18 protein-coding genes, 4 tRNA genes and 1 other RNA gene are annotated in these 21,894 nt (G+C 72.7%); 12 read left to right on the top strand and 11 right to left on the bottom strand.

The window, feature by feature from the left end:
- Complete coding sequence (gene purS, locus ACGFZK_RS31085; RefSeq protein ID WP_030009438.1) at positions 1 to 246, bottom strand: phosphoribosylformylglycinamidine synthase subunit PurS; 246 nt, start codon at positions 244 to 246, stop codon at positions 1 to 3.
- A gap of 327 nt (positions 247 to 573) precedes the next feature.
- Here purS and ACGFZK_RS31080 point away from each other — a divergent pair, with 327 nt between their 5' ends.
- The 8 genes from ACGFZK_RS31080 (at position 574) to ACGFZK_RS31045 (ending at position 5,033) form a co-directional block, all read left to right on the top strand.
- Positions 574 to 891 (top strand): Lsr2 family protein, encoded by a 318-nt coding sequence (locus tag ACGFZK_RS31080; protein ID WP_393852182.1) that lies wholly within the window; start codon positions 574 to 576, stop codon positions 889 to 891.
- 88 nt (positions 892 to 979) lie between these two features.
- Positions 980 to 1,051 (top strand) — tRNA-Gly (locus tag ACGFZK_RS31075).
- A 74-nt stretch (positions 1,052 to 1,125) separates the two neighbouring features.
- Positions 1,126 to 1,198, top strand: a tRNA-Gly gene (locus tag ACGFZK_RS31070).
- A 154-nt stretch (positions 1,199 to 1,352) separates the two neighbouring features.
- Positions 1,353 to 2,303 carry an ABC transporter ATP-binding protein gene (locus ACGFZK_RS31065; RefSeq protein ID WP_393852181.1) on the top strand — a complete coding sequence of 317 codons (951 nt, stop codon included), beginning with the start codon at positions 1,353 to 1,355 and terminating at the stop codon, positions 2,301 to 2,303.
- A complete protein-coding gene (locus ACGFZK_RS31060; RefSeq protein ID WP_393852180.1) occupies positions 2,300 to 3,064 on the top strand; it encodes an ABC transporter permease in 765 nt (254 codons plus the stop codon). The genes ACGFZK_RS31065 and ACGFZK_RS31060 overlap by 4 nt, the downstream gene beginning before the upstream one ends.
- A gap of 31 nt (positions 3,065 to 3,095) precedes the next feature.
- Complete coding sequence (locus ACGFZK_RS31055) at positions 3,096 to 4,328, top strand: sensor histidine kinase (protein WP_393852229.1); 1,233 nt, start codon at positions 3,096 to 3,098, stop codon at positions 4,326 to 4,328.
- Positions 4,325 to 4,936 carry a response regulator gene (locus tag ACGFZK_RS31050; RefSeq protein ID WP_393852179.1) on the top strand — a complete coding sequence of 204 codons (612 nt, stop codon included), beginning with the start codon at positions 4,325 to 4,327 and terminating at the stop codon, positions 4,934 to 4,936. The genes ACGFZK_RS31055 and ACGFZK_RS31050 overlap by 4 nt, the downstream gene beginning before the upstream one ends.
- A 24-nt stretch (positions 4,937 to 4,960) precedes the next feature.
- Positions 4,961 to 5,033: transfer RNA gene (locus ACGFZK_RS31045), tRNA-Gly, on the top strand.
- 50 nt (positions 5,034 to 5,083) lie between these two features.
- Here the strand turns inward: ACGFZK_RS31045 and ACGFZK_RS31040 are convergent.
- The 6 genes from ACGFZK_RS31040 to ffs form a co-directional block, all read right to left on the bottom strand.
- Complete coding sequence (locus ACGFZK_RS31040; RefSeq protein ID WP_393852178.1) at positions 5,084 to 5,989, bottom strand: phosphoribosylaminoimidazolesuccinocarboxamide synthase; 906 nt, start codon at positions 5,987 to 5,989, stop codon at positions 5,084 to 5,086.
- 120 nt (positions 5,990 to 6,109) lie between these two features.
- Positions 6,110 to 7,597, bottom strand: a complete 1,488-nt coding sequence (locus ACGFZK_RS31035; RefSeq protein WP_393852177.1) for a N,N-dimethylformamidase beta subunit family domain-containing protein — start codon at positions 7,595 to 7,597, stop codon at positions 6,110 to 6,112.
- A 282-nt stretch (positions 7,598 to 7,879) separates the two neighbouring features.
- Complete coding sequence (locus ACGFZK_RS31030) at positions 7,880 to 9,643, bottom strand: hypothetical protein (protein ID WP_393852176.1); 1,764 nt, start codon at positions 9,641 to 9,643, stop codon at positions 7,880 to 7,882.
- Positions 9,644 to 9,951: 308 nt separating this feature from the next.
- A complete protein-coding gene (gene purD, locus ACGFZK_RS31025) occupies positions 9,952 to 11,205 on the bottom strand; it encodes a phosphoribosylamine--glycine ligase (RefSeq protein ID WP_393852175.1) in 1,254 nt (417 codons plus the stop codon).
- Between the two features lie 61 nt (positions 11,206 to 11,266).
- Positions 11,267 to 13,465, bottom strand: coding sequence for a DNA polymerase III subunit gamma and tau (locus ACGFZK_RS31020; protein WP_393852174.1), 2,199 nt, complete (start codon positions 13,463 to 13,465; stop codon positions 11,267 to 11,269).
- Positions 13,466 to 13,530: 65 nt separating this feature from the next.
- Positions 13,531 to 13,629, bottom strand: an RNA gene (gene ffs, locus ACGFZK_RS31015) — signal recognition particle sRNA small type.
- Between the two features lie 107 nt (positions 13,630 to 13,736).
- On the opposite strand from ffs, the gene ACGFZK_RS31010 reads away from it, so the two are divergent.
- Together ACGFZK_RS31010 and ACGFZK_RS31005 are read left to right on the top strand one after the other, a co-directional pair.
- Positions 13,737 to 13,824 (top strand) — tRNA-Ser (locus ACGFZK_RS31010).
- Positions 13,825 to 14,025: 201 nt separating this feature from the next.
- Complete coding sequence (locus ACGFZK_RS31005; protein WP_393852173.1) at positions 14,026 to 16,494, top strand: helicase C-terminal domain-containing protein; 2,469 nt, start codon at positions 14,026 to 14,028, stop codon at positions 16,492 to 16,494.
- 261 nt (positions 16,495 to 16,755) lie between these two features.
- On the opposite strand, the gene ACGFZK_RS31000 is transcribed toward ACGFZK_RS31005, so the two are convergent.
- From ACGFZK_RS31000 to ACGFZK_RS30990, 3 genes are all read right to left on the bottom strand, one after another.
- The gene (locus tag ACGFZK_RS31000; RefSeq protein WP_393852172.1) at positions 16,756 to 18,231 is read right to left on the bottom strand and encodes a kelch repeat-containing protein; all 1,476 of its coding nucleotides are present in this window, start codon (positions 18,229 to 18,231) and stop codon (positions 16,756 to 16,758) included.
- 152 nt (positions 18,232 to 18,383) lie between these two features.
- The gene (locus ACGFZK_RS30995) at positions 18,384 to 18,731 is read right to left on the bottom strand and encodes a DoxX family protein (RefSeq protein WP_393851359.1); all 348 of its coding nucleotides are present in this window, start codon (positions 18,729 to 18,731) and stop codon (positions 18,384 to 18,386) included.
- A gap of 154 nt (positions 18,732 to 18,885) precedes the next feature.
- The gene (locus tag ACGFZK_RS30990; protein WP_393852171.1) at positions 18,886 to 19,698 is read right to left on the bottom strand and encodes a VOC family protein; all 813 of its coding nucleotides are present in this window, start codon (positions 19,696 to 19,698) and stop codon (positions 18,886 to 18,888) included.
- Between the two features lie 133 nt (positions 19,699 to 19,831).
- Here ACGFZK_RS30990 and ACGFZK_RS30985 point away from each other — a divergent pair, with 133 nt between their 5' ends.
- Both ACGFZK_RS30985 and ACGFZK_RS30980 read left to right on the top strand, forming a co-directional pair.
- Positions 19,832 to 20,434 carry an HhH-GPD-type base excision DNA repair protein gene (locus tag ACGFZK_RS30985; protein WP_393852170.1) on the top strand — a complete coding sequence of 201 codons (603 nt, stop codon included), beginning with the start codon at positions 19,832 to 19,834 and terminating at the stop codon, positions 20,432 to 20,434.
- A 101-nt stretch (positions 20,435 to 20,535) separates the two neighbouring features.
- Positions 20,536 to 21,009 carry a cupin domain-containing protein gene (locus ACGFZK_RS30980; protein WP_393852169.1) on the top strand — a complete coding sequence of 158 codons (474 nt, stop codon included), beginning with the start codon at positions 20,536 to 20,538 and terminating at the stop codon, positions 21,007 to 21,009.
- Here ACGFZK_RS30980 and opcA read toward each other — a convergent pair.
- Complete coding sequence (gene opcA / locus ACGFZK_RS30975; protein ID WP_393852168.1) at positions 20,958 to 21,890, bottom strand: glucose-6-phosphate dehydrogenase assembly protein OpcA; 933 nt, start codon at positions 21,888 to 21,890, stop codon at positions 20,958 to 20,960. The genes ACGFZK_RS30980 and opcA overlap by 52 nt on opposite strands.
- Positions 21,891 to 21,894 lie beyond the last annotated feature (4 nt).

The raw sequence follows: 21,894 nt of genomic DNA, 5'->3' as shown, positions 1-21,894 counted from the left end.
TCAGGCCTCGACCTTCACGGTGAAGTCTTCGATGACGGTGTTGGCGAGGAAGGTTTCGGCCATCTTGTGGATGCGGTCGAGGGCGGCCTGGTCGACCGGTCCCTCCACCTCGAGCTCGAAGCGCTTCCCCTGGCGGACGTCGGCGATCCCCTCGAAGCCCAGGCGCGGCAGTGCACGCTGCACCGCCTGGCCCTGGGGGTCGAGGATCTCCGGCTTGAGCATGACGTCGACTACGACGCGTGCCATCGGGCACTCCCGTGTGGTGGTTGGTGCGAAGGCGGTTCCATCAGCGTACCCGGCCAAAATTTCTACGCGGGTAGATATCCCGGGGTCGTGATCACCGGGCCGTTTCGGCTTCACCAACGCTTCGCAAAATCCGCCGGAAAACCACGTGCCCGGCATTGCGGCGGGACACGCGGAGAGAATTAACTGGGCTTCGCAATGCAATGGGAATCGAGGTACAAAGGAATCACTCCGGATTCCGGATGAAAGTTGCATTGCCCCGAAACATCCACACAGGCGACATCACCGCACGTCAGCAGGTGGCGACGTCGCACGAAGGGACCGATATCCGTGGCGCAGCGCGTAGTAGTCACGCTCTCCGACGACATCGACGGCGGGGAAGCGGCGGAAACGGTCGTGTTCGCTCTGGACGGTAAGTCGTACGAGATCGACCTCAATGTGGCGAACGCAAAGAAACTGCGGAAGGGCCTGGCCCCCTTCGTGGCCGCCGGCCGTCGCCAGTCCCGCTCGGGGAAGGCCTTCAAGCACACCTCCATCGCCCCGGACCCGGCGGTCGTCCGCGCGTGGGCCCGGTCGAACCAGCACGAGGTGCCGCCGCGCGGCCGCATCCCCAAGAAGATCTACGAGGCCTACAACGCGGCGCACTGAGCGTCGATTTGCCATGCACCCCCATCCGTCGGCTAGTGTGTGGATCACGCCAAGGGGCCAGACCGCAGGTCAAAGCCTCCGAGGTCGTGCGGGTGTAGTTCAGTAGCAGAACATCCCTCTTCCAGAGGGAAGGCGCAGTGTGCGATTCCTGTCACCCGCTCTGCATGACTTCCGGACCACTGCTGTGGATCGGGTAGAGTGATGCATGCATTGCCTCGCGGCAGTGCAGTGCTTGCGGACGTAGCTCAGTTGGTAGAGCACCACCTTGCCAAGGTGGATGTCGCGCGTTCGAGTCGCGTCGTCCGCTCTGTATGAAGAAGGCCCCGGTCATTATGATCGGGGCCTTCTTCATGTTCCCCGCCTTTGCTGCCCGCCCCGACGCCGGACGCCCTGACAAATGTCATCGCGGGCCGTGACAGCGCGCACTGCCGAAGGCCGGCCGGCGCCGCGAGCCTTGGACCATGACTGACACCGTGATCGAAGCCGAGGGCCTGCGCCGCGGCTACGCAGGAGGGTTCGAGGCCGTACGGGGCGTCTCCTTCTCCGTGGCCCGGGGCGAGATCTTCGCCCTGCTCGGCACCAACGGCGCGGGCAAGACCTCCACCGTCGAACTGCTGGAGGGTCTGGCCGCACCGAGCGGCGGCCAGGTGCGCGTCTTCGGGCTCGATCCGTACGCGCGGCGGGCCGAGGTGCGCCCGCGCACCGGAGTGATGCTCCAGGAGGGCGGCTTCCCCTCCGACCTGTCGGTGACCGAGACCGTCCGGATGTGGGGCGGGGTCACCAGCGGCGCCCGCCCGGTGGCGGAGGTGCTGGAGCTGGTCGGCCTGGCCGCACGGTCCTCCGTACGCGTCAAACAGCTCTCGGGCGGTGAACGGCGGCGCCTGGACCTGGCGCTGGCCCTGCTCGGCCGGCCCGAGGTGCTGTTCCTGGACGAGCCGACCACCGGAATGGATCCGGAGGGCCGCCGGGACACCTGGGCGCTGGTACGGGAGCTGCGCGCGCAGGGCACCACGGTGCTGCTGACCACGCACTACCTGGAGGAGGCCGAGGAGCTCGCGGACCGCCTCGCCATCCTCCACGAGGGCGAACTCGTCCTTTCCGGCAGCCCGGCCGAGGTGACCGCCACCCGGCCCGCCCGGATCCGCTTCACGCTGCCGGACGGGGTGCCCGCGGCCCGGCTCCCGCTGGCGCTGCGCGCGGCGGCCTACGGGCAGCGCGTGGAGATCCGGACCGGGCGCCTCCAGAGCGACCTGACCGAACTGCTGGGCTGGGCCCGGGAGAGCGGCGTGGAACTGGCCGGGCTCGACGCCCGGTCCGCCTCCCTGGAGGAAGCCTTCCTGGAGATCGCGGAGAACCGCCGCACCGCAGGCAGCACCCGTACCGAGGACATGAAGGCAGGGGCCCCGCGATGAACACGCTCACCCTGAACCCCGGGCGGCTCACCGCGCTCGGCCGCTCCGAGCTCACCCTGCTGGTGCGCAACCGGGCCGCACTGAGCCTGGCCGTGCTGATGCCCCTGCTGATGGTGTTCGTCCTGCGCTCCTCGCTGAGCGGGGCCGAGGGCGCCGAGGCGGTCGGCGAGGCCACCCTGACCGGCGGGATCGGCATGGTGCTGATCCTCGTCGTCCACATGAACCTGGTCTCCGCCTACGTCGCCCGGCGCGAGGAGCTCGTCCTCAAGCGGCTGCGGACCGGCGAGGCGAACGACCTGGAGATCCTCGCCGGAACCGCGCTGCCCGCCGCCGTCCTGGCCCTCGGGCAGATCGCCGTCCTCGCCGTGGCCGGGGCGATCGCCCTGGACGTGCGCATGCCGCGCAACCCGCTGCTGCTCGTCGCGGCCGTCCTCGCCGGCATCCTGCTGCTGGCCGGACTGTCCGCGCTGACCAGCTCCGTCACCCGCACCGTGGAGACCGCGGGCCTCACCACGCTGCCGCTGTTCCTGGCGACCGTGCTCGGCTCGGGGCTGTTCGTACCGGTGGACTCGCTGCCCGGCCTGGTGGCCTCGCTGTGCGAACTCCTGCCGTTGAGCGGGGTGATGACCCTCGTGCGGGCCGGCTGGAGCGGCGGCTCGGCGGGCGGTGACCTGCTGGGGGCCGCCCTGGTCACGCTGGCCTGGATCGTGAACACGGTGTTTGCTGTTCAGCGGTGGTTCCGCTGGGAACCGCGCCGGTAGAGCGAGTCGGGGGACGGGGACCGTGTCGACCATGACGGGGTGGTGGAAGAACCGCAGCAGTGCGGGGAAGATCGAGCTGTACACGCGGGGGTCGTTCCATCTCTTCGTGATCCTGGAGATCCTCTCCTTCTCGCTGACCCCGATGGCCGCCGCGGCCGCCGAGCGGACCTCCCTGGTGGTGCCCCTCTCGCTCTTCGTGATGATGTGCGCCCACGCGGTGCTGTGCGGGGTGCTGTCCTCCAAGGCGCTGCACTGGGTGGTGGGGCGGCGCGAACGCCCCACCCGGCTGGCGGTCGCCACCGCCCTCGTGACGGCAGCGTGCATCCTGGCCGTCTTCACGCTCCGGGCGACGGGCCACATATCCCAGACGACCATCGCACCGACCCTGGTGGCGGGACTGACCTGGTTCACCTCCGGATCGCTCGTCCTGTGTCTGAGGTCGGTGCGGCGGATGTGGTACGTCGTGGCGACCGCGGCCGTCGCCACCGGGCTGGCCGCGCTCGGCTTCGGCGTTCCGGCCGCGACCGCCCTCGGGTACGCCGTCGGCGTGCTGCTGGGCGGCCTGTTCTTCGGCGCCACCTGCGGGTTCTCCGCCTGGCTGCTGACCACCGTCTACGAGCTCGACCGCTCCCGCGAGGTCCAGGCGCGGCTGGCGGTGGCGGAGGAGCGGCTGCGGTTCGGCCGCGACCTGCACGACGTGATGGGCCGCAACCTGGCCGTGATCGCCCTCAAGAGCGAGCTCGCCGTCCAGCTGGCCCGGCGCGAACGCCCGGAGGCCGTGGAGCAGATGATCGAGGTGCAGCGGATAGCCCAGGAGTCCCAGCGCGAGGTACGGGACGTGGTGCGCGGCTACCGGCAGGCGGACCTCGCGGTGGAGCTGGAGGGCGCGCGCGGGGTGCTGAGCGCAGCCGGGATGGACTGCCGGGTCGACTTCCGGACCGACCGGGAGCTGGCCTCCGACGTCCAGTCGGCGCTCGGCTGGGTGGTGCGGGAGGCCACGACGAACGTGCTGCGGCACGGGGACGCACAGCGCTGCCGGATCCGGCTGACCGCCCCGGACGCGGGACCGGTGACGCTGGTGGTCGAGAACGACGGGGCTCCCGAGGCCCCCGCCGGGCCGCCGGGCTCGGGGCTGGCCGGGCTGCGGGAACGACTCGCGGCCCTGGACGGGACGTTGCAGGCGGGACTGGTCGGCGACGGCCGGTTCCGGCTGCTGGCGGAGATCCCGGACCGACGACTGCAAGGACTGGAGGTGCGGGCGTGAGCCCCGTACGCGTACTGCTCGCCGATGACGAGCATCTGATCCGGGGCGCGTTGGCGGCGCTGCTGGCGCTGGAGGACGACCTGCTCGTCGTCGCGGAGGCGGCCTCGGGCCCCGAGGCGCTGGCCATGGCACGGGCGCACCGCCCGGACGTGGCGGTGCTGGACCTGCAGATGCCGGGGGCGGACGGTGTGAGTGTCGCCACATCCCTGCGGGCCGAACTCCCCGGCTGCAAGACCATGATCGTGACCAGTCACGGCCGTCCGGGACACCTGAAGAGGGCCCTGGCCGCGGGGGTGCGGGCCTTCGCCCCGAAGACCGTTTCGGCGCAGCGGCTGGCCGAGCTGATCAGGACCGTGCACGCAGGAGGCCGTTATGTGGACCCGGAGTTGGCGGCCGACGCGATCAGCGCGGGGGATTCGCCGCTGACCGCGCGGGAGGCGGAGGTGCTCGAACTCGCGGCGGACGGGGCACCGGTCGCGGAGATCGCCGAGCGGGCCTCGCTGTCGCAGGGGACCGTACGGAACTACCTGTCCTCGGCGGCGACGAAGCTGGGTGCGGAGAACCGGCACACGGCAGTGCGTCTCGCCCGCGAGCGGGGTTGGGTATAGTAGTTCTCGCGTTACGGCGCACCTGCGGACATAGCTCAGTTGGTAGAGCACCACCTTGCCAAGGTGGATGTCGCGCGTTCGAGTCGCGTTGTCCGCTCTGTAACGAAGAAGCCCCCCGGTCCTCGGACCGGGGGGCTTCTCTCGTTCCTACGACCAGGACTGGCCGGTGAGGCGCTCGAAGGCCTCGACGTACTTGGCGCGGGTGCGGGCGACGACCTCCGCCGGCAGGGCCGGCGGCGGGAGCTCGCCCGTGCGGTCCCATCCGGAGGCCGGGGAGGACAGCCAGTCGCGGACGTACTGCTTGTCGAAGGAGGGCTGCGAACGGCCCGGCTCCCACTCGTCTGCGGGCCAGAAGCGGGAGGAGTCCGGGGTCAGGACCTCGTCGGCGGCGATCAGGGTGCCGTCCTTCGGGTCGAAACCGAACTCGAACTTGGTGTCGGCCAGGATGATGCCGCGTTCGCGGGCGATGTCCCGGGCGCGGCCGTACACGGCCAGGGTGGTCTGGCGCAGCAGCGCCGCCGTCTCGGCGCCGGTGGTGCGGGCGACCTCCTCGTAGGAGACGTTCTCGTCGTGCTCGCCGACGGCGGCCTTGGCGGCCGGGGTGAAGATCGGGGCGGGCAGCTCGGAGCCGTTCACGAGCCCCTCGGGGAGGCCGAGGCCGCAGACCGTACGGGTCTCCTTGTACTCGGCGAGGCCGGAGCCCGCGAGGTAGCCGCGGGCCACGCACTCGACCGGGACCATGTCGAGGTTGCGGCAGATCAGGGTGCGGCCGGCCCAGTCGGCGGGGGCGCCGGCGGGCAGGTCGGTGGAGATGACGTGGTTCGGGACGAGGTCCGCGAGCTGGTCGAACCACCACAGGGAGAGCTGGGTCAGGACGCGGCCCTTGTCCGGAATCTCGGTGGGCAGCACCCAGTCGAAGGCGGACATGCGGTCGCTGGCCACCATGACGAGGCGGCCGTCCTCGTCGCGGTAGAGGTCGCGCACCTTGCCGGTGTGGAGGTGGACGAGGCCCGGAACCTGAACCGGCTCGGGCTTTTCGACGAATCCGGACACGGGGTCTCCCTGTGGTTCTGTATGAAGCGCACCCCGATTCTCGCGCACCTGTGTCCCCTCCTGTGGACAGGGGTGCGCGCCGCGGGTCGGTCGCGTGGCCGGTGGGCGGCGGTCGCGGGGTCAGTCGCGCTTGCAGATCCGGTCGAGGAGGTTGGCCGTGGCCCGCTGCACCCGCTCGTCCACGTGGCCGGGGCGGTCGAGGGCCGGGGACCAGGCGAAGGTGCCGGAGGCGAAGACCAGCGCGCCGCTGGGCGCCCGGTAGAGGGAGGTCTCCTGGTGGCGGCGGTGCCCCTCGCTGTCGAGGTACGGGGAGTGCGCCAGCAGGATCCGGTCCTGGTGCTCGGGGAGCTGGGTGCGCGGGAAGTACCGGTCGGCCTCACCGGCGACCAGGCCGGGCAGCTCGTCCTTCTCACCGGCGCCGGTGGAGTCCCAGAGCCAGTGCGTGGCGTTGCGCACGATCAGCGGGGCCGGTTCGGGGACCCGGCCCGCGTACTGGATGCCGAGCAGCTGCTGCTCCGGGCGGTCGACCTCGCGCCAGAGGCTGGGGCGGCCCGGGCCGCGGCGTTTTCGGCAGGTGAGGAGCCGGTCGGCGACCCCGGAGGGGGACGGGCCGAGCTCGACCTGCCAGTACATGGTGTTGGCGGAGAGGAAGACGAGCGAGGTGCCGTGCCGGCGGGCGCGCTCGACGGTGCGGCGCATGGGGGCCGACCAGTACTCGTCGTGGCCGGGGAAGACCAGGCCGCGGTAGCGGGTGGGGTCGACGCGGCCGGCGTGCAGGTCGCGGGTGTCGGCGTAGGCGATGTCGTAGCCGTAGCGCTCGGCCCAGCGGATGAAGTCGTAGGCGTGGCCGACGTGCAGGGGCAGGCCCGCGCCCGCGTAGGGACGGTCGAAGGAGACGGTGACGGCCGCGTCCCGCTCGCCGAGCAGCCGCCCCTCCTCGTCCCAGGCGTGGTAGAGGCTGGCGCCGCTGCGGCCGTCCTCCGGATAGAGGTTGTAGGCCTGCCAGGTGATGTCCGGGAGCAGGAGCAGGAAGTCGGCGGGGTGGTCGTCGCGGACCGTGAAGGGGATGTGGGAGCGGTAGCCGTCGGCGGTGGTGAGGACCGCGACGTACGCGCCGACGCTCCAGTAGGAGGGCACCTGGAGGCGCCACGACAGCCACCAGTGGTGACAGGAGACGGTGCGGTCGGCCGCGAGCGGGGCCGGCTGGACGATGCCGGACAGGCGGGGACTGGTGGTGATCTTGGAGGCTCCGTCGCCGCCGTAGTGGCCGATCCGGTAGACGTCGACGGAGAACTGCTGGGGCGGGTCGACGGTGATGTGGAAGTCGATGGCCTCGCCGGGGGTCACGGCGCCCGTGGAGGCGAAGCCCTTGATCTGGCGGTGCACGTCGTCGGCGGTACGGGGACCGCCGTTGCCGCGGGCGCGGGGGATCTGCCCGGTGCCGGCGGCCGCGGCGGCCGGGTCCACGTACCAGGGCACGACCTGGCCGGTGTCGTCGAAGTAGAGCTCGCTGCCCCGGAACCAGGGCAGGGGCCCCTGCCCGAAGGGGTCGGTCACCGCGTGCGCGAGCGCACCTGACTCCCAACGCCGGATCTGGTCCGCACCCATAACCGCTCCCCTCCCTCGCTCCCCCGAACCGACGTACATCGCCCCGGTGCGCGGCTCGTGGCTGAGCTGAGACGGCGTTTTCGGGACCCCGCTTCGGGACGTCCAGCCGCGACCGGTCCCAGCACATCACATAACGCACGCAGTCCGTCACTGTTCGTCGCGAATTGACGGGACCGGAACATTCGCATCCGCTTGTCCGTACGAGCCGTAGCCCTCCCGGGGGAGCCCCGCGACCGCGACGCGGCCACCCGCGACCACGCCACGACCGGGCCGCGACCCGCCTCAGACCAGGCGGACCGGCTTCTCCGGGCGGACGCCGAGGGCCGAGAGCCAGTCCCGCAGCGGCTCCGGGTTCCCCTCCTCGACCAGGGACAGCACGCGCGGTGCCAGGTCGGAGCGGCGGTCGCCGCCCACCAGCAGGACCGGCCCGTCGAGCCAGTCCAGCCCGGGGGTGGCCCCGGCCGAGTCCACGGCCGCACAGCACACCATCGCCGTGACGTGGTCGGCCAGCAGGTCCCGGCCGCTGCGTGGCGGCTGGAGCGGGAACAGCGGTACGGCGTCCGCGCCGCGCGCCTTCCCCGACCCGGCGGCCGGGCCGGCGGCCCGCTCCTCGCGGGCCAGTTCACCGCTGAGCCGGCCGGCCAGCGCCTCGCCGGCCGCGGCCTCGCCGCCGAGCTCCGTGAGGTAGCGCAGGACCCGCTCCAGGGTGGGCCCGGCGAAGCCGTCCGCGGTGGGCGACGGGGAGTCGGCGGCCGCGAGCGTGGCGGGTCCGGCCGTGCCGGCGGATCCACGGGACCGGCCGGGCAGGACGGCCGCTCCGGGGGAGCCGCTCGACGGGGCCGGGGCGGTGGATCCCGAAGGGCCCGCGGGCAGCCCCGCCGGAACGGCCAGGGCGTCCAGCGCCGCGTGCAGGCGGGCCGCCTCCGTCCGCCACTTGCGGTCCACTACCTCCTCCGGATACGCCGCCCAGTCCACCGGGGACCAGTCCGGTCCGGCCTTCGCCGGACCGCCGTGGAAGAGCCGTGCGGCCAGCAGCGACGTCGCCTCGTCGATCAGCCCGGGCTGCTCCAGCAGGTCACAGGCGGGGCGCTCGCCGAGCCGCGAGGTGAACCCCTCGGCCAGCCGGTCCCGCCGGGACAGCTCGGTCAGCGCAGAGACCACCCCGGCGTCGAGGTGCGCCGGCCAGCGGCCCATCCGCCAGGCGGGCAGCGCGACCCGGGTCAGCAGCCGGTCCCAGCCCGCGTACGCGAGGCCGACCTGCTCCTGGGCGACGATGCGCAGCCCGTAGTCCACACCCTGTGCACGATCCGAGGCGGCCGCGGCCACCCCGCGCTCCATCTCGGCGGCGTCCGTCCGGCACAGCCGCAGCAGCAGCCGGGCCGGCGGGGCGATCCAGCCGAGGCCGCGCCGGCCGCCCACGTCCACGGCCGCGTCCAGGCCCCGCACAAAGCCGCGCGCGTCGGCTATGTCCGGGTGCGCGGAGGGTCCCGTACCCGCGACGACGGGCGCGAGGACCGCCCGTAGCTCCGCGACCCGCATCCACCACAGGAAGGGCGAGCCGATGACCAGCACGGGGGCGGCGCCCGGCTCGGACTCCGGCCCGACCGGGCCGGCCGTGCCGGCGGACCGGCGGGCGGCGCCGCGGCGGTGGGCCACGTGCGTGCGGTCCTCCAGCCAGCTGTCGCAGTCCGGGGTCAGGGCTATGGCGGAGGGCGGCGGCACGTCCATCCGGTCGGCCAGGTCCCGCACCAGCCGGTAGAGATCGGGCGCGGCGGCCTCCGAGAGGGGCACCGTCGGCGTCACGGCGGGGCTCGCCCGCAGCACCACAGCGGCGAAGGCACCGCCGACGAGGAGCACCAGCGCGGCGACCACGCACACGACGAGGGTCACCGTGGGCCAGGGATCACCGGCCAGTCGGCCCGTCATCCGGGCGGCCACCAGCACCACCGCGAGGGCGGCGGGCAGCAGTCCGACGGCCGAGGCCCTGCTGCGCACGCGCAGCACGGCCAGAGCGCGGGAACGCGCGGACGGCACGCCAGCTTCCATGATCGAACCGGTTCCGGACACGGCCGGACCTCACCCCCTCTGCCCTGCGGCGACGTTGCTCACTCCCCCACTGTGACACCCGCCACTGACATCGCAATGCCGGTGGGCCAAGTGCCGGAATGCTTGCGCCGCACCCTAGTTGGGGCACGCACGGGCGTCAGGCAGACCGGGTGACGATCACCCGATGGAATGGCTTTGGGCAAAGGTGGATGCGTTCGAACGCGGCCGGATGCAGTCGCACGCGAACGCGCCCGCGGGCCCGGGCGCACGATGTGCGCACCGGGCCCGCGGGTCTGCGGAGCCGCTGGTCAGCGGCCCTCGGCCGCCTTCGCGGCAATGTCCGTACGGTGCTGCGAGCCGTCGAGACGGATCCGCGCCACCGCCTTATACGCCTTCGCACGGGCCTGCGCCAGGTCGGAACCGGTCGCCGTCACCGACAGCACGCGGCCGCCCGCGCTGACCACCGTGTTGCCCTCGCGCCGGGTCCCGGCGTGCAGCACGTAGGCGTCGGGCTCGTCCTCGGCGGCCACCTCGATCAGGCCCTCGATCGGGTCCCCGGTGCGGGGGGTCTCGGGGTAGTTGTGCGAGGCGATGACCACGGTGACGGCCGCGTCCTCGCGCCAGACCAGCGGGGGAACGGCGTCGAGGGTGCCGTTGGCGGCGTTCAGCAGCACGTTCGCGAGCGGGGTGGCCAGCCGGGCCAGGACGACCTGCGTCTCGGGGTCGCCGAAGCGGGCGTTGAACTCGATGACCCGGGTACCGCGGCCGGTGATCGCGAGGCCGGCGTAGAGCAGCCCCGAGAAGGGGGTGCCGCGGCGGCGGAGCTCGTCGACGGTGGGCTGGAGGACCAGCTCCATGACCTCGTCGACCAGCTTCGGGTCGGCCCAGGGCAGCGGGGAGTACGCGCCCATGCCGCCGGTGTTGGGGCCCTCGTCGCCGTCCAGGGCGCGCTTGAAGTCCTGCGCCGGCTGGAGCGGGACCACGGTGACGCCGTCGGTGATGGCGAAGAGGGAGACCTCGGGGCCGTCGAGGTACTCCTCGATGACCACGCGGTCGCAGCCGAGCGCGTGCGCGCGGGCGGCGGCCCGGTCCTCGGTGACCACGACGCCCTTGCCGGCCGCGAGGCCGTCGTCCTTGACGACGTAAGGGGCGCCGAAGGCGTCGAGGGCCGCGTCCACCTCTTCGGGGGTGGTGCAGACGTAGCTGCGCGCGGTCGGGACCCCGGCCGCGGCCATCACGTCCTTGGCGAAGGCCTTGGAGCCTTCGAGCTGCGCCGCCTCGGCGGACGGCCCGAAGACGGGGATGCCGGCCGCGCGGACGGCGTCGGCGACCCCGGCGACCAGCGGGGCCTCCGGGCCGACGACGACCAGGTCGGCAGCGAGTTCGGTGGCGAGACGGGCGACGGCTTCGCCGTCGAGGGCGTCGACCGGACGCAGCGTGGCCACGTCGGCGATGCCGGCGTTGCCGGGAGCGCAGTACAGCGCGGAGACGGCGGAGTCGAGGGACAGAGAGCGGCACAGGGCATGTTCGCGGGCGCCGCCGCCGATGACGAGGACCTTCACGCTGCTCAGCCTAGCCGGGACGGCGCGGTCGGCTTCGTGCGGCCACCCAATCCGGACCGGCTTACTCGTTCGTGTATTCCTCCACAACGGTCGCTCCGAGCTCGCGCACGATCAGGTCGTGTCCGGTCAGGGCGCTCTCGACGAGGTCGGGATCGTCCTCCTCGGCGAAGTCGTCCTCGGGGGCGACCGGCGGGGGCGCCTGCTGTACGGGCGGCTGCGGGGCGGGAACCGACTGCTGGGGCGGCTGCTGCTGCGTCGCGTACTGCTGGGCGGGCGGGTTCTGCGGCGCGGAGGACTGCTGCTGAGCCGGGGGCGGAGGGCTGTACGAGGGGGCGGGCGCGGCCGGGGCGCCGTACGAGGAGGTCTGCAGCGGGGCCGGGGATCCGCCGCCGATGACGGCTTCGATCTTCCAGTTGACCTGGAACTGCTCGGCCAGGACCGCCTTGAGCACGTCCTCGCTGCCGCTGCTGGCGAAATTGTCGCGGGCGCCGACATTGGGGAAGCCCAGCTGGAGGGTGGTCCCGTCGAAGCCGGTGACCTGGGCGTTCTGACTGAGCAGGATCCAGGTGAAGCGGCGGCGGTTCTTGACGGCCTCCAGGACGCCGGGCCACATCGCCTGCACCTGCCCGGCGCCGGCGGCCATGCCGGGGGAGGGGGCGGGGGCCGCTGCGGCCGGAGCGGGGGCTGCGGCCGGAGCGGGGGCTGCGGCCGGAGCGGGGGGTGCGGGGGCGGGCGCGGAGGGCGCGGCCGCGCTGGGCCAGGCACCGGCGGCGGGGGCTGCTGCGGCGGCCGGGGCGGAAGCGCCCGGCCAGGCGCCGGGGGCACCGCTCCCGGGCTGAGCCGCTCCGGGCCAGGCACCGGGCGCGGGGGCGGCGGGAGACGGGGCCGGCGCGGGGGCGGGGGCGGGGGCGGGAGCAGGCGGCTGGACGGGAGCAGGCGCCGGCGCGGCCTGAACCGGCTCGGGAGCCCGCACCGGGGCGGCGGCGCGCGCGGCGGCGGCACCCCCGCCGGGCCCGGCGGGCGCCATGGCATGCGCCTCCGGCCCCGGCACGTACCCGAGGGCAGGACCCGTGGCCGGCGGCGCGGCGAAGGATGCGGCGGCCCCACTGCGCTCCAGCCGGTCGAGCCGGGCCTGGAAGGACCGCTCGTCGTCGAAGGCGGCGGGCAGCAGCACCCGGGCGCAGATCAGCTCCAGCTGCAGCCGGGGCGAGGTCGCGCCGCGCATCTCGGTGAGCCCGGTGTTGACCAGATCGGCGGCGCGCGACAGCTCGGCGGCCCCGAACACGGACGCCTGGGCCTGCATCCGCTCCACGACGTCGGCGGGGGCGTCGATCAGCCCCTTCTCCCCGGCGTCCGGCACGGCGGCCAGGATCACCAGGTCGCGCAGCCGCTCCAGCAGGTCGGCGACGAACCGGCGCGGGTCGTTGCCGCCCTCGACCACGCGGTCCACCACCTCGAAGGCGGCGGCGCCGTCCCCGGAGGCGAAGGCGTCGATGACGGAGTCGAGCAGGGACCCCTCGGTGTAGCCGAGGAGGGAGGTGGCCATGGCGTATGTCACACCGTCGTCGGCCGCGCCGGCGAGCAGCTGGTCCATGACGGACATCGAGTCACGCACGGATCCGGCACCGGCCCGTACGACGAGCGGCAGCACGCCGTCCTCGACCTTCGCGCCCTCACGGCCGCAGACCTCGCCCAGGTAGTCCCGCAGGGTGCCGGGCGGCACGAGACGGAAGGGGTAATGGTGCGTACGGGACCGGATGGTCCCGATCACCTTCTCCGGCTCCGTGGTGGCGAAGATGAACTTCAGGTGCTCCGGCGGCTCCTCGACCACCTTCAGCAGGGCGTTGAAGCCCGCCGAGGTGACCATGTGGGCCTCGTCGATGATGTAGATCTTGTAGCGGCTGGAAGCCGGCCCGAAGAAGGCCTTCTCTCGCAGGTCACGGGCGTCGTCCACACCACCGTGCGACGCTGCGTCGATCTCGATGACGTCGATGGACCCCGGCCCGTTCCTGGCCAGGTCCCGGCAGGACTGGCACTCCCCGCAGGGGGTGGGAGTGGGACCCTGCTCACAGTTCAGGCACCGGGCGAGGATGCGCGCGCTGGTGGTCTTGCCACACCCGCGCGGCCCGCTGAACAGGTACGCGTGATTGACCCGGTTGTTCCGCAGGGCCTGCATCAGCGGGGCAGTGACATGCTCCTGCCCGATGACCTCGGCGAACGACTCGGGGCGATAGCGGCGGTACAGCGCAAGGGACGACACGTATACGAGGTTATCCGGGCCCACCGACATCAGCGGCCCGCCGATGTCCCCGAAAGGCCCCCGGAACGCAAAGCGCCCCCCACGCACCCGCCAGAGCCCACTTACCCTTGCTGCCTTCCGGCCCTGGGGGAGTTGGGTGAGATAGCGCCACGTGAGGGGCTGGCCCCACCCTAGCGGATGGAAGCCCCCGGAATCGAGCCGGACCCCGACCTGCTCTCCGCCCGACGATCACGTTCGCGAGCACCCCTCAACGTCTTGTATTGTTTGCGGCGGAGGATTCGCCTAGTGGCCTAGGGCGCACGCTTGGAAAGCGTGTTGGGGGCAACCCCTCACGAGTTCGAATCTCGTATCCTCCGCCAGTGCCTCACCGGGCACTTGAAGGCCCCGACCGGGAAACCGGCCGGGGCCTTCTGCGTTCCGCGGTTGCAGGACGCCACCCGTGGGCGGGAACCTCTGCCGTGCGAGACGTCCAGGCCCACCGGATGGGCCATCCTTGAGCCCGGCGCCGGACTGGCCGAGGTCCGACACGGCGCGTTCCTTGACCTGAGGAAGGGTTCTCCATGGCGTCCGGATCAACGCTGACAGCCTGGCTGCGCGGTCTCGACGGGCCGTGCCTGGCACGCGTGCTGGCGGCACGGAAGGACACCGCGTCCCCTCCGGAGCCGCGCTCGGTGGGGGAGCTGGCCGACCGTCTTCAGCGGCCGGGGTCGGTGGCGCTGGCCCTGCCCCCGCTCACCCTGCCCGACCTGCAGGTGGCCGAGGCCGTGGCGGCATTGGGGGCACCGGCCACGCGTGAGGCCCTGGCGGAGCTGCTGGGAGCGACGGCCGGCGGGGCCGGCCTCGCCCTGGAGGCAACCCTGGAGAAACTGGCCGGACACGCGCTGGTCTGGCCGGACCGCAGCGGAAGGCTCCACATGGCCGCACCGTTGCGGAAGGCCTGGGAGGCGCCGCTCGGGCTGGACGCCCCACTGGCGGAGCTGCTGGCGGACGTGACCTCCGACGAACTGCGCGGCGCGTTGGCGGCGCTGGGCGTCAAGCCGCCCGCCACCAAGCAGCAGCGCATGGCGGCGCTGGTCGCACACCACAGCGATCCGGAAGCGATTGCCTCGGTGGTCGGGAAGGCTCCTGCGGCAGCCCGGGAGCTGCTGGAGCGTCGAGCGACGTCCGTGTCGCCGCAGCCCGGGTCCATCCTGTTCGGGGCTCCCGGCGCCGACTCCGAACCGGGCGAGCGATGGGCGCTGGACCGAGGGCTTCTGATCCGGGACCGTCGCTGGTACGGCCCCGCCCGGATGCCCGTCGAGGTGGCACTCGCACTGCGCGGGCCCGCCTGGCACGCGCCGTTCGAACCCGAACCGCCCGCCGTGCGGTTGGTGTCCGTCACTGCGGCAGAAGTGGACCGGGAGACGGCAGCCGCAGCCACGGCCTTCGCAGCGCACGCCGCCTCGGTCCTGTCGGCGTGCTCGGCGGCGCCGCCGGCCAGGCTGAAGTCCGGCGGTGTCGGCTCACGTGAACTGGCCCGCATCGGCAAGGTCGCGCAAGCCGATGACGTCGTCGTACGCATCACGCTGGAGGCCGCGTACGCGGCAGGGCTACTGGCCCGGGACGGCGACCGCGTCGCCCCCACCCGGGCATACGACGCCTGGGCGGCGCAGGAACCTGGGGAACGGTTCGCCGCGCTGATCCAGGCATGGCGGAACCTGCCCCTCACCCCCTCCCAGTCACGCGACGAGGACGACAAGGCACTCCCCGCAGTCTCCGGGGCGCCGCCCTGCGGCGGCTGCTTGCAGACCCGGCACGGGTTGCTCGCTGCCGCGGCGCGCCTCCCGGCAGGACAGGGAGCGCGAACCACCTCGGACCTGGGGACGCTCGTGGCATGGCACCGCCCGCTCGCCGACCCGACACCTCAGGGCGAAACACCGTTCGCCACCGCGATCCGCGAGGCCGAGCTGCTCGGCGTGCTCGCCCGAGGCGCCCTGTCGCCCCTCGGCACCGCCCTACGAGCCGACGGCACGGACGAACTGGCCGCCGTGTGCCGGCGTCTGCTGCCCGCGGCCACCGGCACGGCCCGGATCGGCGCCGACCTCACCGCCGTCGTCACCGGAACACCGACCGCGCGGCTGGACGCGCTCCTGGATTCCGCCGCGGACCGGGAGACCCGCGGCACGGCCTCGGTATGGCGGTTCAGCGCCGGCAGCATCCGTCGCGCCCTGGACTCCGGACGCACCCCGGACGAGATCACAGCCGACCTGTCCGCCATCGCCGCCGGGCCCCTGCCCCAGCCCCTGGCGTATCTGATCGCCGACACCGCCCGCAGCCACGGCCGCGTACGCATCGCCCCCGCCGCCTGCGTCATCCACGGCGAGGAACCCGCACTCCTGGCCGAAATCGCCGTCCACAGCAAGCTCGCCGAGCTCGGCCTGCGGCGGCTCGCCCCGACGGTCCTCGTCAGCCGCAGCCCAATCGACCAGACCCTCGCCGCACTGCGTGCCGAGGGCTACGCTCCCGTGGCCGAGACGGCCGACGGAACCGTACGCGTCGAGACGCCCCGGCCCCAGCGGGCCGCCGCCCCCGTACCGGCCGCGCGGAAGGCCCGTGCGCAGATCGGCCTCCGAGGCACGAGGGCTCCCCATACGGCGAAGGCCCACCCCGCCGACCTGAACGTCCTGGCCGCCCAGCTCCTGGCCGCCCCGCCGACCACGCCGGAACCCGACCCGTTCGGGCCCGGCGGAATCCCCTTCGGCACGGACACCGAAGAGATCGTCGCCGGGTACGCGGAGCAGCTGTCGTACAGCGATGTCCGCCAACTGGCGCACGCCATCGACACCGGCACAGCCGTCACGGTCGATTACGTCGCCACGTCAGGAGGCCGCACCGTACGCACCCTCGACCGCCTCGCCCTCGACCCGCCCTATCTCGAAGCCTGGTGCCACCTGCGGGACGCCGAGCGCGTCTTCGCCCTCTCCGGGATCCACGGCGTGATGCCCGTCGACCTGGAGCTGTTCGAGAACAAGAGGAACTACCGGCGGTGAACATGCGCGGGGATGCGGAGCAGTACGGCTGGGGCCAGGCGGCAGCCGCCGGCCTCATCGCGACCACGACTTCGAGTGCATCGCGGCAGTGACTGGTCAGCCCCTCCAGTGGTACGGCCCGGAGGCCGGCAAGGAGGCCGGCAGCGGTCGCAGGTCCGTTGGGACAGAGGCATCCGCGTTGGCGAGAGGCCCCGCTGCTCGCAGCGGGGCCTCTCGCCTGTCACGCCGGCCTCGGGCCGGGCGGCGGGGTGTCGCGGTGGATCAGGGGCGCAGACCGATGGCGATCACCGGTTCGGGCTTGGCCGGTTCGGGCCTGGCCGGCGCGGGCTTGGCCTGTTCGGGCTTGGCCGGCGCGGGCTTGGCCGGTTCGGACGCCGCCGGCTTGGGCGTCGAGGACGGGGCCGGGGTCGGGGTGTTGGCCGTGGCGGGCTCGTCGGACGGCGCCTGGACCCGGGTCCCGGAGGCCTGCGCCGGCTCGGACACGGTGTCCGGCTTCGGCTTCGTCTCCGACGGCTGGTCCTGCTGCTGGCCCGGCTGCTGCTGACCCGGCTGCTGCTGACCCGGCTGGGGTTTCGAGTCCTGCGTGACCCTCGCAAGCTCGATGGAGAACGCCTCGGTCACCCCGGTGGCGGTGCCACCGTTGTCGGGCAGTCCGCCCACCGCGTACACACAGTGCTGCTGGGCGTTCTTGGGGCACGGCGCGTGGGCCGCGCCGAATTCCCGGTGAGCCGTGGGCATCGAGGGCAGGGTCACCCAGGTGCCGGCGACGGGGCTGTAGGCGTCCATGCTGTCCAAGGTCACGAGGTTCTCGTCGAGACCGCCCAGGGCGTACACGCAGTCGCCCTTCAGACCCTCGGGGCAGGGCGCCGATGTCGCCCCGAAGGCGTCCCAGCGTCTGGTCGGCATGTCGGGCAGGTACACCCAGGCGTTGAGGACGGGACTGTAGACCTCCGCCGAAGCCAGCCCAGCGGAGACGGTGTTCGACCCGCCCAGTGCGTACACGCACGTGCCCCTGAGCCCCAGTCCTCCGGGGCAGGGGCCTGACGCCCCGGCGTGGCCGATACGGGCCGTTTGCAAGGGCGTCACGGTGGCCCAGGTGTTGGTGGCCGGGCTGTACGCCTCCACCGTCGTGAGGGCGGAGGCGGCGCCGCTGCTGCCGCCGAAGACGTACACGCACGTGCCCTTGAGCCCCAGCCCCTCGGCACACGGCGCGGTGGCCGCTGCGGCGCCGACCCGGGCGGTCGGGATGTTCGGCAGGGTGAGCCAGGTGTTGGTCTCCGTGCTGTACGCCTCCGCCGTGGCCAGGGCCGTACCCGGTGCGGCGAAGGTCGCCCCCCCGACGGCGTACACGCAGTCGCCCCGCACCCCCGAGGGACAGGGGGCCGTCGTGGAGGCGACCACGAACCGAGGTGTCTTCATCTGCGCCAGCGTGGCCCACGCGTTGGTCCGCGGGCTGTACGCCTCGAACGGGGCGATGCCCGTGGGAGTCACTCCGCCGGCGGCGTACACACAGGTGCCGCGCAGGCCCTCCGGGCAGTGGGCCGCCGTGACCCCGTGGGCCGCTCGGGCCGTCGGCATCGCCGGGACGGTCACCCAGATGCCCTGCGCCGTCGCGGACGGGGCCACCAGGGCCAGCAGAGAGGCCACGGCGAGGACGGCCAGACGCCGCCATCCCGCACGCCGCACCGGCCGGCCGGCCGGTGGCTTCTCATGGTCGTTTCGGGGCGCGTGCCTCATGGCACCTCTCTCCTGCCGTGCCCGGCAGGAGCTGCCGCGGCGATGATGGAACCACGGCGAAGGTATTTACGGATATGTGACAAATAGTCACCGCGTGGGCTGAATACCCTCGATGGGAGCCTTACGGTCACCCGTACAGGCGCGGGTTCCTCTCAGCCGTTGAAGCCGAGGACCAGGGCGACGACCGCCGGGGCCGCGTAGATCACCGGGAAGGCCACGTGGGCGTACGACTTCGCCCGCAGCACCGTGACCACGGCCCCCAGGAAGTACAGACCCACCCCGACCGCCGCCGCGATCCCGACCACCGGCACGAACACCCCCACCACCAGACCCACCGCCCCCGCCGCCTTCGCCACACCGAGCCAGGTCCACCACGACCGCGGAACCCCGTACTCAAGCAGCGGCTCCACGACCCACTTCGCCTTCAGGAACACCGACGCAGCCGAGAAACCGACCATGAACGCACCGACCAGGGCGAACACAACAGCAGTGGTGGACATCAGACGCTCCCCTTCGGGCGGGCCCCGGAGCGCCCTCGCCCCGGTCTCGTTCCCGCCACCCTCACTCCACTGACCCGCCCCACCCCCCACATGTGACAACCCCCGCGAAAAAGGATTTCGCGGGGGCTCGGGGGCTCGGGGGCAGGTCCAGGGCTCAGCCGAAGCTCGGCATCTCACCCACCGTTGTCGACATGTCGATCACTGCGAAGGCGGCGCCCTGCGGGTCGGTCACCGCCGCGAACCGGCCGAACGGGCTGTCCATCGGCCCGAAGTGCAGCTTTCCGCCGTGCTTCTGCGTCTTCGACACCGCCTCGTCGCAGTCCGGCACACCGAAGTAGATCTGGACGTACGACGGGATCTCGGGCGGGAACTCGTCGCCCATGTTCATCCGGCCCAGGACCGGGTTCCCGCCGCTGCCGACGCTGAAGACCTTGAAGTCCATGCCGGCCGCCTCGGGGTCGTCGCCGGCGTCCATCTGCTGGGCGCCGTACGGGAAGACCTTCGGCAGGAAGGCGTCCGCCTTGGCCGGCTCCCGCGTGAAGACCTCCGCCCAGGCGTAGGAGCCCGGTTCGCCCATCTTCTCGAAGCCCTTGTGCTCGCCCGGCTGCCAGACGCCGAAGACCGCGCCGCTCGGCTCCTTCGCGATCAGCATCGTGCCGAAGGCGCCCACCTGCATCGGGCCCATCAGGACCTCGCCGCCGTTCGCCGTGACCTTCTCGGCCGTGGCCGCCGCGTCGGGCGAGGCGAAGTACAGACACCACTGCGAGGGCGCGTCGGTCCCCGGCATCGGCGGGACGACGGCCGCGACGGCCTTGCCGTCGGAGTAGGCCTGCGTGTAGTTGCCGTACTCGGTACTGGCCTCGCCGAAGGTCCAGCCCAGCACGTCCGCGTAGAAGGTCTTGGCCCCCTCCACGTCGGTGAACATCGCGTCCACCCAGCACGGCGCACCTTCGGAGAACTCAAGCATGATCGATCGGCTCCTCGTCTCGTCCCTGTCGTCTGCATGTCGTCGTCGTACTCACGATGTCGTCGTCGTACTCACGCTAGGCGCGCGGTGTGCCGACCGCGCGGGGAGCGCGCCCAGGCGGGACGCTGGAGCCATGGACAAGGACATCACCATCCGGCTTGCACAGCAGCCGGAGGCCGACGCGCTGCTCGGCCGGAGCCCGCTCGCCGCCCTCGTCGGGATGCTGCTGGACCAGCAGGTGCCGATGGAGTGGGCGTTCTCGGGGCCCTGGACGATCGCCCGGCGGCTGGGCGCCGACGACCTCGACGCGCACACCATCGCCGCGTACGACCCGGAGGCCTTCGCCGCGCTGCTCTCCGAGAAGCCCGCGGTCCACCGGTACCCGGGGTCGATGGCGACGCGGATCCAGCAGCTGTGCGCGTACCTCGTGGAGCACTACGGCGGGAGCGCGGAGGCGGTCTGGGCCGACGCCCCGACGGGTCGGGAACTGCTCAAGCGCCTCAAGGCGCTGCCGGGCTTCGGGGAGCAGAAGGCACAGATCTTCCTCGCCCTGCTGGGCAAGCGCTTCGGCGTACGTCCGACGGGCTGGCGGGAGGCGGCCGGCGGGTACGGCCCGGCGAACGTCTACCGTTCGGCGGCCGACATCACGGGCCCGGAGTCCCTGGCCAGGGTGCGGGCGCACAAGCAGGAGATGAAGGCCGCGGCCAAGGCCGCCAAGGCGGACAAGGCCGGCTAGTTCCTGCCTGGTCAGGCGGTGGAGCGGCGCCGAATTGACCGGCGATTCAGGCCGCGGATTGACCCCTGATTGCGGTCTATCGGGACCGTAGATTGGTGGACATGAACGAGATCGCGACCCGCGCCGCCACTGCCGAAGCCATCTACGACGCCCCCGGCAGCCTCATCACCCTGCTCACCGACACCGCCGAGCTCACCTGCAACACCGCCGCCTTCGACGAGGGCGCGGCGGGCGCCCCAGTGCACTTCCACACCAAGGCCACCGAGTTCTTCCACGTCACCGCCGGACGGCTCGACGTCCTCGTCGACGACGAGATCCACACGCTGGAGGCCGGCGACTTCATCGCCGTCCCGCCGGGGGTCAAGCACGCCTTCGCCCCCGCCGCCGGTCACACCGCGAGCGTCTTCGTCGGCTTCACCCCCGGCATGGGCCGCTTCGACTACTACCGGCTCCTGGGCCGGGTCAACGCGGGCGAGGCCACCGTGCAGGACATCAAGGACAGCTCGGCGACCTACGACAACCACTACGCGGAGAGCTCCGCCTGGAGCGGCCGCCGCCGCAGCGCCGAGCCGTAGACCACGTCCGCGTCGAGGCGGCGCAGTTCCTCCGCGATCAGTTCGGCGCTGCTGCGGATCTTCAGGGCCACCTTGCGGTCGGGGCTGCCCGGCAGACTCAGGGTGGCCAGCACGCCCGCGGGCCGGTCCACCCGGATCTCCCCGCCCGTGGTCTGCAGACCGACCCGGGTGATCACCGGGCCCTCGCTCGCGATCCGGGCCACCGGCACCCCCAGCCGGTCCTCCAGCCAGCGCGCCAGCAGCTCCGCGCTCGCGTTGTCGGGCTCGCTCTCCACCGTCGCGCCGGTCACCGGGAGCGGCTTCTGGTCCAGGGCGGCGGCCAGCAGCGACCGCCACGACGTGATGCGGGTCCAGGCCAGGTCGGTGTCACCGGGCTGGTAGCCCGCGGCCCGCTCGTCGAGCACGCCGATCGTGTCGGCGGCGGCGGCAGCGTCCGTGATCCGGCGCTGCGCGAGCGCGCCCAGCGGGTCGCCCGCCAGGTCGGTGGGAGCGTCGGCCGGCCACCAGGCCACCACGGGAGCGTCCGGCAGGAGCAGCGGCAGGACGACCGAGCCGGCCTGCCCGGTCAGCGCCCCGTGCAGGCGCAGCAGCACGATCTCTCCGGTCCCGGCGTCCGAACCGACCCGCAGCTCGGCGTCGACCCGGTTCGCGCGGAGCTTGAGCGGGCCGCGCGAAGTCCGCCTGATCACCGCGATGATGCGGCACGGGTGTTCGCGCGAGGCCTCGGAGGCCGCGCGTACGGCGTCGTAGGCGTTCTCCTCGTCGGTGACGATCACAAGGGTCAGCACCAGCCCCATGGTCGGGCTGCCTATCGCCCGGCGGGCTTCGAGCAGGGCCCGGTTGACCTTGCTGGACGTGGTGTCGGTGAGTTCGGTCCGCATGCAC

It is taken from the genome of Streptomyces sp. NPDC048257 (assembly GCF_043201855.1).
Lineage (GTDB): Bacteria > Actinomycetota > Actinomycetes > Streptomycetales > Streptomycetaceae > Streptomyces.
Note: the sequence above shows the minus strand (reverse complement) of the source record. Positions and strands in the feature narration are given on the sequence as shown.